Origin of the sequence: Sorangium sp. So ce363, from assembly GCF_051520435.1 — a bacterium.
GTDB lineage: Bacteria > Myxococcota_A > Polyangia > Polyangiales > Polyangiaceae > Sorangium > Sorangium cellulosum_B.
Genome location: NZ_CP150333.1, coordinates 5,636,981 through 5,649,259 on the forward strand (window position 1 = coordinate 5,636,981; position 12,279 = coordinate 5,649,259).

Here is a 12,279-nt window from a genome sequence, read left to right on the forward strand (position 1 = left end):
TCGCCCGCGCGCCGCGCCTGGCTCACCAGCTCACGGAGTCGTTGAGCGTGAGCGTCCCGCCGGACGCGGGCGTGCTCATCGCGCGATTGCCGCCGCCCGGGAGGTTCTCCCAGGTCACGGTGCCGTCGGCGTTCTTGCGATAGTACTTGTACTGGAGCGCGCTGCTGGCCGGCAGGTTGACGCGGTTCGTCCACACGGGGTAACTGCGCGGATCGACCGGAACGCCGAGATCGGTGTTCCAGCTGCCGAGCGCCGCGGTGTTGCCAGTGACGTACATGTGCTGGCCAACCACGGTGGTCGCGGTGACGTTGACCGTGACGCCTGCCTCGCCGGAGCCGGGCGGCACCACACACGCGTTGTAGCGGCCGCAGACCACCGAGGGGATATCGACGACCCTGCCCGCCCGGATCGACGCCACCAGGCTGATGTACTCGCCCATCGCCCAGTTCAGGGGGCTCATCGACCGCGTCGGGGTGCCCGCCGCGACGTTCGCCGGCTTCTGGACGGACCAGCCGGTGACGTCCGTCGTCTCGCTCCATACCTGCTCTGGGATGAAGCCCTGGGGCGTCGAGAACGCCTTCACCGCGGTCAGGTAGGGGTTGCCGTCGGCGCCGACACCCGTGCTGGCGATCTTGAACATGCCGCGCTCGGCCGTGAAGATGGGCCACAGCCGGCCCCGGCCGCCGTTTCCGTCGAAGTTGCCGCCGTCGTTCTTCTCGCCGTATCCATCGTAGTTGTAGCGGAACCACGCGTCCCCCTTGCCGGCGATGGTCCGCTTCAGGATGGCGTCGTACTCGGGCAGCGTCGCGACGATCGAGGGATCGTCGGCCCGCTTCACCCCCATCCGCACGAGCTCGAGGAACCCGCCGTCGACGATGTACCGCTGGTCGTGCGTGCCGCCGCCGTTGCCGATCGTGAAGCTGACCGCCGCGTCCGGCCCGGACACCGGGTTGTACACCTGCGGCCCGCTGCCCGTGTTGCCCCGCGCAGAGGGGTTGATGCGGATGTAATACCGGCCGTCGCCGTGGTACCCCGTGGTCGTGAACGTCCAGCGGTCGACGCCCTGCTGCCAATAGTCGGCGGCGGCCATGTAGCGCGCCGCGCTGGTGGTGTCGCCGTTCGCGCGGGCGATCGTCGCGGCGCAGACGAGGCCGGCGATCTCCGCCGCGATGGTCGACGGCGAGTACCCGGCGTTCTCCTCCCAGCGCTCCTGCTGGGTCCATGGGCCGGTGTTGACGATGTAGTCGGCGGTCCTCTTGATCTTCTTCCACAGCGGGTTGTAGACGGAAGGTCCGAGCCGCCACGCGAGGATGATCGGCATCGCCTGCTCATCCATCTGCGTGCCTTGCCAGTACTGCCAGCCGCTGACCCAGGCGTTCTGCGGGAAGCGGCCGACGCGGCTGTAGCCCTGCGGGCAGCCCGGCGCGTCGTACTCGGCGGCGCCGCAGTCGCTCGACTGCTGCAGGGTGTTGAACAGGTAGTTGACAACCGAGGTCCCGGTCGCGGTGTCGCCGGCCGTCACCAGCGCGCTGGCGAACTTGAACAGATCGCGCGCCCAGACCAGGTGGTAGCCGCCGTTGTTGCCGTCGCCGTTGGTCTCGCCCCAGGGCGTGCCCATCCCCGCGATCATGGCGCCGTTCGATTTGTCCTGGATCGCCTTGAGCGACATCGCCGCGAGGTAATACTGGTCGTCGGCGGTGGCGCTCTGGCTGCTGAGCCCGGCCGCGTAGGTCTTCCACCCGTTGTCGTAGGTGGTTTGCAGCGTGCTCAGGCTGCTGCCGAGCGTCGCGTTCGCGGTGGAGGCCGCCTCGGTCTCGGTCGCGCCGAAGCCGAGCACGACGTCGAACGAGACGCTGGTGACGGCGCTCGCGCCGAGGTCGATCCAGCCCATCTGCGCCACATTGCCGCCGCTCGCCAGGTCGTTTCGCCAGGTCATGGTCCTGTCGACGTTCCCGCCGAGGAGGTCGGTCCAGCCGTCCGACTCGCCGACGAAGCCGCTCGACACCATCGGCGCGCCGCTCACCACCTTCCATGGGCGCGACGCGGCGAGCGCCGAGGCGCGGCTGTTCTCCGAGGCGACGAGCAGCGTGCGCCCCCCTGCCTCGACGGTCCTCGACGTGTCGCCGGCCCCGGAGTTGTCCATCGCCGGGTTGTGAAGCAGGTAGAGGTTGAACTGGGTGACGTTCCTGCCGCCCAGGGCGTCGAACCGGACGCGCTGGATCAACGCGTGGCGCCCCGGATCGGTGAAGACGGTCTTGGTGATCCGCCAGTTGTGGGCGCTGTTCGTCGTCGTCGCCTGCCAGCGCATGGACCGCTTGTCCGGCTGGGTCACGGTGAAGCTCTGCTGCTTCTCCTCGTCGACGAAGGTCTTCGCCGTGTCCCCCACCAGGAACTGCAGATCGACGGTGTTCACGGTGTCGAGCACCGGATAGAACACCTCGGACACGATGCCGCGATGACCGGTGAAGTAGACCCTCGAGGCCGCGGTCGTCGAGGTGCCGAGGAAGGACTTCTCCGCAGGTCCCCACACAGAGGGTACCCCGACCCCCTTGGCGGCAATGCCGGCGCCGAGCGCCTTCAGGGCCTCTGCCTTCGACGGGGCCCTGCCGGCGGTGCCGAACGGGAACGGGACCGCGGACTCCCCGGCCATCGGCTCCTCTGCATCCGTGTCGAGCGCGCAGCCCGCGAGCCCGAGTGTCAGGCAAACAATTGCAGTGCCACAAGAAATGCGCTTCAGCATCACGCCATTCCCCTTCCATCGGGTGGCCGTCGCGTGAAGACCGCTCCACGGCTACCGTAAGCCAGCGACTTGGTTGATGTTTTTACGTGGAACTGGCGGATCGCGGCCCGGGCCCCCTGCGCTCACTTCGCTCCGGCTCCGCGTGGGACGCCAGCAATGCTGTAGCGTAGCACGCGATCTTCGCGCGCTTGCGCGCACCTGCGCGCCGCCATGCCGAGCTCCTGGCAAGGACAGCGACGCTGCGCTCTATGCGCCGTGTCGACGCGGATCCACCAGCACCGAAACCATCACGCGGTGGGGCGATCGACGCGAACAGCGCAGCTCGCGTCGCGGGCTCGACGGAGCGCGGCGTCGACCTCGCCGCCGCGAGCTCATCAGCTCACGCGAAAACCGCCTTGCGCCTCGCCGCCGCGTAGCGCCTGACCACCTCGTCCGCGATGACGCCGATCAGGATGACGGCGCCGATGACCGCGAACTCGATCTGGGTCGGGACGCCCAGCATGTTGATGGCGTTGCGCAGCACCTGCATGAGGGCGGTGCCCAGGATGACGCCCAGGACCGCGCCCTCGCCGCCGCGCAAGCTGAAGCCGCCCAGCACGGCCGCGGCGATCGCGTACAGCTCGTAGAAATTGCCGAAATCGACCGGCTGGGCCGAGTTGACCTCCAGCGCGAACAGCATGCCCCCGAAGCAGGCGAGCACCGAGCAGAGGACATACGCGAGGATCGTCATCCTGTCGGTATCGACCCCGCTGTAGCGGGCCGCCTGCTCGTTGCGGCCCAGCGCCATCAAATAGCGGCCGTAGACGGTGCGGTTCAGGAAGATCGACGCCGCCACCGCGATCGCGAGGAACAAGAGGAACGGCATCGGGATGTCGATCCACGTGATCGGCGCGAGCCGCGTCTTCACGCCGGTGAACGGGTGCACCGCGTAGGGGCTGAAGCGCCCCTCGGAGATCCACGAGAGGAACGGCACGGGGACCGAGAGCGGGCTGCCGACCGACAGGTAGCGCAGCGACTCGAACCCGACGCCGAACCCCTGCGTCTGATCGCCGGAGATCCCGCGCGCGGTGCCCCGGTAGAGCAGGAGCCCGCAGAGCGTCACCACGAACGGCTGGAGCCGGAGCTTCGTGATGAGCAGCCCGTGCGCGAGCCCGATGCAGAGGGAGATGCCGAGCAGCACGGGCACCGCCAGCGAGGCCGGCCAGTGCTGCACCGAGAGGAGCCACGGCAGCATGCAGCCGGCGAGCGCCACGACCGAGCCGATCGACAGGTCGATACCGCCCGTGATGATCACGAAGCCCGCCCCGATGCTGAGGATGCCGAACAGCGCCGTCCTCCGGATCAGGTTCTCGAGGTTCTCCGCGAGGAGGAACCTCCCGTTCAGGAGCGCGGTGCCGAGCGACACCGCGAGGAGGAGCCAGAAGACGCCGAGCACCTTCCGCCGCGTGGTGGGCACGAGCAGCGCAGCCGGCGCGGCGCCGCGCGCCCCGAGGTCATGTGTCGTCGTCACAGACATGCTCTCTGGCCTCGATGGCTCCTGTCACGCCGCGGCGTCGCTGCCGGTCGCGAGCTGCATGATCGCCTCCTCGCTCAGCTCGGCGCGGCCGAGCTCGCCGGCGATGCGCCCCTCGTGCATCACCAGCGCACGGTCGGACATGCCTATCACCTCTTCCATGTCGCTGGAGACGAACAGGGTGGCCATGCCGCTCGCTGCCAATCGCTCCATCAGCTGGTATATCTCGTGCTTGGCGCCGACGTCAATGCCGCGGGTCGGCTCGTCCAGGAGCAGCACGCGCGGCGACATCGATAGCCACTTTCCGATGACGACCTTCTGCTGGTTGCCGCCGGACAGGTGCTGCGCCGGCTGCACGTCGCTCGGCGTCCGCACGCCGAGCTCCCGGATCGTCTGCGCCGACATCCGGCGCTCGCCCGCGCGGTCGAGGACGCCGTAGCGCTGCGCCGCGCCGAGGCTCGGGAGGCTCACGTTCGCCCGGATCGCCATCTCCAGGATGATGCCCTGTTGCTGGCGGTCCTCCGGGACCAGGCCTATCCCGGCGGCGATGGCGTCTCGCGGGGCGCGCGGCGTGATCGCCCGCCCGGCCACGCGGACGGCGCCTCCGGCCGCCGGCGTGACGCCGAACAGCGTCCGGAGCAGCGACGTGCGCCCCGCGCCGAGGAGCCCGGCCACGCCGACGATCTCCCCGCCGCGCACCGTGAAGGAGAGCGCTCGCTCGGGGTGCCTCGGCGTCCGGAGGCCGGAGACCTCGAGCACCGGCTCGCCGGGCGGGTTCGGGACGTGCGGATAGAACTGCGAGAGATCGCGGCCCACCATCAGCCTCACGATGCGCTCGTGGCTCATTTCCTCCCCGCGCGCGAGCTCGCCCGCGTTCTCGCCGTCGCGCAGCACGAGCACGCGATCGCAGAGCGCCCTCACCTCGCCGAGGCGGTGAGAGATGTACACGACGCTGATCCCGCCCGCGCGGAGCTCCCTCACCACCTGGAAGAGCGCCTCGGCCTCGTGCGGGCACAGGCACGACGTGGGCTCGTCCATGATGAGCACCCGCGCGTTCGCGGAGAGCGCCTTCGCGATCTCGACCAGGTGCCGCTGCCCGAGCGACAGGCCGCCGACGAGCGCGCGCGGCGAGCACGCGAGGCCGACCCGCGCCATGATCGCCCGCGCCTCCCGCTCCATCCTGCCCTCGTCGATGAAGCCGCCACGCCGCGGCTCCCGGCCGAGATAGATGTTGGCCGCGACATCGAGGTTGTCCGCCAGGTTGAGCTCCTGGTGGATGAGCGCGATCCCGCGGGAGAGCGCCTCCCTGACCGAGCCGAGCGCGACAGGCCGCCCGTCGAAGAGCATCTCGCCGGCGTCGGGCGCCTCGACGCCGGCGAGGATCTTCATGAGGGTGCTCTTGCCAGCGCCGTTCTCGCCGACGATGCCGAGCACCTCGCCTCGGCCGAGCGCGAGGTGCACGCCGCTGAGCGCGAGCACGCCGGGGAAGCGCTTGGTCAGGCCGCGCGCCTCGAGCAGCGGCGTCGCGTCCGGTTCAGGCGAGGAGGCTGTCATTCGCGTCAGCGCGTCGAGCGTCGCCGGCCCGGGGCGCGCGCCGCGGGGGCGCAGCGCTGCCCGACGCCGGGCTCACTGTTGTTTGCCCGCCTTCTGCTTCAGATCGGCCCAGAACTCGTCCAGGTTGCCCTTGCGGATCTGCCGGGCCGGCAGGGAGATGAACTTGTCCTGAGGCACGACGGAGTTATCCCCCCGCACGAGCGCCGCGAGCACGCGCACCGACTCCTTGCCGTACATGTACGGATTCTGCACCACCGTGCCGACCACCTCGCCGTCCTGGATCGCGCGCAGCGTCGCGTCCTGCTCGTCGAAGCCGACGACCTGGATCGAGCTCATCTTCCCCGCCTGCTTCACCGCCTCGAGCAGGGCGGGCGTGTGGTACGCGTTCAGGCCGATCAGGCCCACGAGGTCCGGGTGCGCCGACATCATGTCTTCGGCGTTGCTCTTCGCCTTGGCGGCGTCGATCTGATCGGTCAGGGTCGCGACGATGGTGTATTTCGCCCCCTTCAGCTCCTGGTTGAGCGGGTCGTTCCCAGCGCTATTGTCCTGGCGATCGAGCAGCTCGTCGAGCACGCCTTGACGGCGCTTGCGGGCGTTGTCGCCCTCGAGCCGGCCGACCAGGATGGCCACCTTGCCGCCGCCGGGGATCGCCTCCTTCACGAGCTGCCCCGCCATCCGGCCAGCGACGTAGTTGTCGATGCCGATGTACACGATGCGATCGCTCTTCGGAGCGTCCGAGTCCTGCGTGATGAGCTTCGTCTTCGCGGCCGCCTTGTTGAGCAGCGGGACCTGGTTCTCCGCGTCGATCGGGCTGATCGCGATGCCGTCGACGCCGCGGATCAGGAGATCCTCGACCCGGTGCAGCTGGTCGTTCACGTCGCTCGGCATCACGACGCTCACGTCGACGTTGTGCTCCTTCGCGCCGTCGATGACGCCCTTCTCGGCGATGGTCCAGAACGGGGCGACGCCGTTCGTGATGTAGGCGAGCTTCGGCTTGCCCCCCGCCGCCGGCGCGCCGCCGTTGTCGCAGCCCAGGGTCGCGAGCCCCGCCGCCACGCAGACCCCGACGATGAACCGACCGATGCTCTTCAACATGCGCTCTCCCCTCCACCCGTCCACCCGGCAAGAGCCGCCTCGCGCGACGGGCCCATACGCCTCGTGCCGCCGCACGGGCCACGACAGAGCAGGAACCCCCGGTCAACTGGCCAGCTCATGATGCGCGATCCGCTCCAGACGTGTCTACACGATTCGACGCGCAGATCGCCACGCGCCTCTCGCCCCCCTAGCGCCGCGTGCCCAGCGCGCTCATGCCGCCCGATCGGCCGACGGCGTAGGCGATCCCGCCCTGCAGCGTCCCGCGGATCACGATGCGGGACATGTCGATGTCGAGCCGGAGGAGCGCCTGCGCGACCTCGCCGCGGATGCCCGTCAGCACCGCCTGGACCCCGAGCAGCCGGAGGGCGTTCGCCGCCTTGAGCAGGGCGTTCGCCACGCGCTGATCGACCCCCTTGATCCCCGTGACATCGATGATGACGGTGCGGGTGCCGCTCCTCGTCGCGCCGTCGAGCAGGGTCTCGAGCACGTCGTGCGCGCGCTCCTCGTCCAGCGTGCCGATGAGCGGCATGACCATCACGTCGCTCGTGATGGGCACGAGCGGGGTCGACAGCTCGGAGATCTTCGCCCGCTGGAACCGGATCACCTCCTCTTGCAGCTCGGCCCGGGCCGCCTCGGCGCGCTCGCGCTCGCCGAGCTCGTGCAACAGGCGCACGTTGGCGTCCCGGAGCTCGGCGCTCTGGGCGGAGAGGCGCACGTTGGCCAGAGAGAGCTCCTCCGTCCGCTCCTTCACCTCCTGCTCCAGCCGCTCGTTGGCCTCACGGAGCTCGGCGCTCACGGCCGTGAGGTCCGCGTAGAGCAGCGCGTTCTCGACCGCCACCGCCGCCTGCGAGGACAGGAGCCGCAAGAGCTCGATGCGATCGGCGGTGAACGCGTGCTCCGCGAGGTGGTTCTCCAGGTACAGCACCCCGCTCAGCCGGCCCTGGTGCAGGAGCGGCAAGCCCAGGATCGATTTCGGCCGGCGCGCGATCACGTGCGGATCGCCGGCGAGGCGCGGGTCGTCGTCCGCGCGCCCGATCACGAGCGCCTCGCGCGAGCGCGCCACGTAATGCACGACCGAGCGGGCCAGATCGAGGCGCGCCTCCAGGGGCATCGAGAGGCCCAGGCTCACCGTGTCGGGGCCGACCGCGATCATCGCCTCGATCGTCAGCACCTCGCCGCGCGCGAGGATGAGGAACCCCCGGCTCGCCCCGGCGCTCTTGATCACGCTGCGCAAGACCTGCTCGATCACCTTGTCGAGCACGATCGCGCTCGAGATGGCCTGGGCGGTGCTGAGGACCGTGGCGAGATCGAAGCTCTCCCCCGCGACGAGGCCCTGGAGCGCGGTGCCGGTCGGCGAGAGCGGAAGAGGCTGGCCCAGGGCCGAGGGGTCGGCCGGCGCGAGCTCCTCGCGCAGCGCCTTGGCCTTCTCGGTCGCCCCCCAGCGCTCGTACAGGTAAACCGCCCTGCGCAGGAAGATGTGCGCGAACTCGACCCTGCCCTGCGCGAGCCAGAACCTGCCGTAGAGCTCGTTGCCGAGCGCCTGGTTGTTGATGTAGTCGGCCTGCCGCGCGGCCTCGATGCCCCGCTCGTAGAGGTCCATCGCCTCGGCCCTCCGCCCCTCGACGCGGGCCTGCTCGGCGAGCAGGAGCAGGTGCTTGTGAAGCACGTTGTCCGGCCCGGCGTCGGCCCAGCGCTTCATCCGCCCGAGGAGCCGCAGCAGGTGCGCTTCGTGCTCCCGCCGCCCCGCGCCCTCGGCGCTCTCCCACGCGGCGATCCGCATGAGGCCCGCGTAGAACGTCGCCTCGGGCACCTTGGCGTGCGTCGGCAAGGCGCCCTCGATCACGGCGAGCTTCGGCATCAGATCGGCAAAGCTCGCCCTGTCGCCGAACAGGTAGGCATTCCGGATCTTGGCGTAATACAACCACCCCATGTGGTAGGGCGAGCCGCCGTGCTTCGCCACGTAGGACGCCTCGTCGAACCCGTCGTCGTCGAAGCTGAGCCGGCCCCTCGTCAGCCCTTGCAGGCACCTGAGGGGCTGGATCACACCCGCGAGGAGGATATCGATGATGTCATGGCTGCGGGCGCGCCGCAGGAACGCGAGGTGCGTCTCGGTGAGCTGCGAGAGCTCCGCGAGGTTCATCCCGTAGGTGAGCCGGTCCGAGCCGCTCTGGCTGATCATGTACCCCATGGCCGTCCAGTCGCCGGCCTGGAGCCCGAGGTCGTAGACCCGGTCGTAATAGGGATCCGCCTTCCGCAGGGGCTGCGTCCAGCTGTGCACGTCCGCGGAGAAGATGTGGTAGGTCTTGGCCCGGAGCACGAGGTTGTCGAGCTGGTCTGCGAGCTCGACGGCCATCTTGCCGAACCGATACGCCGTCTCGTACTCGCCGAGCAACGGCCCGACCACCATGCCGTACGCGACGTATCCGAACGCGGACATATCGCTGTTTCCGTGCTGCAGCGAGAGCGTCACCATCTTCACGATGGCGAGGTTCGCGAGCGTCTGGTCGCTCGAGTTGTAGGCCCCGAAGAACAGGTTCACGAGCAGCTCCAGCGTCACGGGGTGCTCGGGGCTCGTCGTCCTCGGGGCGCGGGCGAGCTCCTCGATGCTGCGCGCGCCGAGGAGGACGGGCACCGCCTGGAGCTCCTGCTCGAGCAGCGCGGCGACCTCCTCCCGGGCCTCGGGGATCGGACAGCCGAGGAGCCGGAGGCCGGCCTTCTGGACCAGGGTCGCCTCGTGATTGCGCCACTGGAGCAGGTACTGGTTCGCCTGGACGAGGAGGACAGAGACCTTGTCCATGGCCGTCCGGGCGCGCGCGAGCGCCGCGGTACAGAGCCGCTCGGCCTCCTCGAAGGCGCCGCACAGCGACTCGACCTCGGCGCGCTCCCTGTGGAGCGCGAGGGCGAGCTCGTAGTGATCGTCGAAGCCGCCGTGGGGCAGAAACCCGAGCCCCGCGCGGAAATAGCCGGCCGCCGCCTCGTAGGCGGTGGCGGCCTTGGCCCTCCTGCCGGCGGCGAGGTTCAGCTCCGCGGCCGTGGCCTGCTCCGCGGCCGAGGTCACGATGGGCGCCGCGATGTTGACGTGGTTGACGATGTCGAAGAGCGCCTCGTCCCGCGCGGCGCCCTCGCAGCTGGCGAGCATGAGCCGCGCGATCCTGAGGTGGACCTCGCGCTTGCGATCCTCGCTGATGAGCGAGTACGCCGCCTGCTGGACGCGATCGTGCAGGAAGCGGTAGGTGACGCGCCAGTCGACGCCGGTCTGCGCCTCGTCGTCGGTCGCGTGCGCGAGGCGGTAGTCGGCGTCCACGGGCGCGATCAGGCCCTCTTGCAGGATCTTCCACAGCGCGGCCACGGTCTCGTGCGCCGGCCGCTCGCTGATGACCGCGAGGGTGCGCAGGTCGAACTCGTGCCCGATGCAGGCCGCGAGGCGGAGGACGCGGACGAGCTCGGGCTCGAGCTCCTCGATCTTGCGCGCCATGAAGTCGACGACGTTGTCGGTGACCGTGCGCCGCCGGATGCCGTCGAGATCCCATGTCCAGGCGCCCTTCTCGAAGCGGAGCAGGCCCTCCGCGTGGAGCGAGCCCAGGAACTGCCGCACGAAGAACGGGTTGCTCTGGGTCCGGTCGAACACCACGCGGGCGAGCGGCTCGACGTCTGCGCGGGCGGCGGAGAGCGCGTCCGAGAGCAGCGCGATCACGTCGGCGAGGGCGAGCGGCCTCAGCTTGAGCTCGCGGAGCGGCGCGCCCGCCTTCTCGATCTCGTCGAGCGCGACGCGGAGCGGGTGGGCCGCGTACACCTCGTTGTCGCGGAAGGCGCCGAGGAGGAGCAGGTGGCCGCGCTCTGGATCGGCGGCCAGGACCTGGAGCAGCTTGAGCGAGGCCTGGTCGGCCCACTGCAGGTCGTCCAGGAAGAGGACGAGGGGGTGCTCGGCGGTCGCGAAGACGCGGACGAACGCCTTGAAGATCGCGTGAAAGCGGCCCTGCGCCTCCGCCGGCGGCAGCTGCTGGACCGGGGGCTGCTGGCCGATGATCCACTCGAGCTCCGGGATGAGGTCGACGAGGAGCTGGCCGGTGCTCCCGACGGCCCGGCCGAGCGCCGCGCTCCAGCGCGCGAGCTGCTCCGGTCGCTCGGTGAGGATGTGCCGGAGGAGCTCCCGGAAGGCGCGCGCGAGCGAGGCGTACGGCGCACCGCGGTTCAGCTGCTCGAACTTGCCTGCGGTGAAGTAGCCGCCTCGCTGGGTGATGGCCCTGTGCATCTCGTTCACGAGGGCCGACTTGCCCATGCCCGAGTACCCCGACACGAGCAGGAGCTCGCCCTCCCCGCCGGCGGCGCGCTCGAAGGCGGCGAGCAGCGCGCGCTCCTCCTCGGCGCGGCCGTAGAGCTTCTGCGGGATGCGCAGCGTATCGGGGATGTCGCGCAGGCCGAGCGCGAAGGGCGCCACGGCGCCGGAGGTCGAGAGCTGGCGGAGGCACGCGTCGAGGTCGGCGAAGAGCCCGAAGGCGCTCTGGTACCGGTCCTCCGCGTTCTTCTCGAGGAGCTTCATCACGATCCGGGACACCGCGTCGGGCACGCCCGGGACTTGCTCGGGCGGCGGCACCGGCGTCCGCGCGATGTGGCCATGGATGAGATCGAGCGGATCGCTGCCGGTGAACGGCAGGACGCCGGTGAGCATCTGATAGAGGGTCACGCCGAACGAGTAGAGGTCGGTGCGGCGGTCGATCACGCGGTTCATCCGGCCGGTCTGCTCCGGCGACATGTACGCGAGCGTCCCCTCGAGCGCCTCGGGGCTTATCGCCTGCTGCGTCTCCTGCGGGAGGAGCGTCGCGATGCCGAAGCCGACGAAATGGACCTCGAGCGTGTCCGGGTCGACGAGGAGGTTGTGCGGCTTGATGTCCTTGTGAATCACCTTGCGGCGGTGGAACTCGTCGAGGACCCGGGCCGCCGAGCGGGCGATCGTCAACGCCGCCTTGAGCTCCAGCCGGCCGGCGCGCAGGATGTCGTGCAGCGTCGTCCTGCTCGGCCGCTCGAGCACGAGCGCGAGGCCGTTCCTGTGCTTCTCGAGCCCGTAGGCCTTGACGACGCCCTCGACGTCGAGCGCGCAGAGCACGTTGTACTCGTGCCGGAGCGCCGCGAGCTCGCGCGCGCTCGGGAACTCGCTCTTCAGGACCTTGAAGACAGCAGGCTTGCGCTCGTCACCCCAGGTTCCTTCGAACACCTCGATGCTCGAGTCGACGTAGATCGGCTGGCTCACGGAACAGGTCGCGGAGAGCATCTCACCTCGCCGGGGCGCTGGGCCGGCCCGCCGCCGCTGCTGCTCGCGTCGAGCAGGCAGGACGGACGGTGTTCTCGCACAAGCGCACCATGGGCGGATTATGTCTAG

5 protein-coding genes are annotated in these 12,279 nt (G+C 69.9%); all 5 read right to left on the reverse strand.

The annotated features are described in order from the left end of the window. Positions 1-22: 22 nt before the first annotated feature. The 5 genes from WMF12_RS21425 to WMF12_RS21445 all read right to left on the reverse strand — a co-directional run bounded on the left by WMF12_RS21425 (position 23) and on the right by WMF12_RS21445 (position 12,150). A complete protein-coding gene (locus WMF12_RS21425) occupies positions 23-2,650 on the reverse strand; it encodes a glycoside hydrolase family 15 protein (RefSeq protein ID WP_437873878.1) in 2,628 nt (875 codons plus the stop codon). A gap of 469 nt (positions 2,651-3,119) precedes the next feature. Then, on the reverse strand, positions 3,120-4,256 hold the full coding sequence (locus WMF12_RS21430) for an ABC transporter permease (RefSeq protein WP_437873359.1): 1,137 nt from the start codon (positions 4,254-4,256) through the stop codon (positions 3,120-3,122). Positions 4,257-4,280: 24 nt separating this feature from the next. Continuing rightward, positions 4,281-5,807, reverse strand: coding sequence for a sugar ABC transporter ATP-binding protein (locus tag WMF12_RS21435; RefSeq protein ID WP_437873360.1), 1,527 nt, complete (start codon positions 5,805-5,807; stop codon positions 4,281-4,283). 72 nt (positions 5,808-5,879) lie between these two features. After that, a complete protein-coding gene (locus WMF12_RS21440; RefSeq protein ID WP_437873361.1) occupies positions 5,880-6,902 on the reverse strand; it encodes a sugar-binding protein in 1,023 nt (340 codons plus the stop codon). Positions 6,903-7,089: 187 nt separating this feature from the next. After that, entirely contained in the window at positions 7,090-12,150 is a 5,061-nt protein-coding gene (locus WMF12_RS21445; protein ID WP_437873362.1) for an AAA family ATPase, read from the reverse strand. Positions 12,151-12,279 lie beyond the last annotated feature (129 nt).

Excerpts from the sequence above, each read along its gene's own strand:
- WMF12_RS21425 (WP_437873878.1), bottom strand. The coding sequence starts at position 2,650 with ATGGCCGGGGAGTCCGCGGTCCCGTTCCCGTTCGGCACCGCCGGCAGG.
- WMF12_RS21430 (WP_437873359.1), bottom strand. The coding sequence starts at position 4,256 with ATGTCTGTGACGACGACACATGACCTCGGGGCGCGCGGCGCCGCGCCG.
- WMF12_RS21435 (WP_437873360.1), bottom strand. The coding sequence starts at position 5,807 with ATGACAGCCTCCTCGCCTGAACCGGACGCGACGCCGCTGCTCGAGGCG.
- WMF12_RS21440 (WP_437873361.1), bottom strand. The coding sequence starts at position 6,902 with ATGTTGAAGAGCATCGGTCGGTTCATCGTCGGGGTCTGCGTGGCGGCG.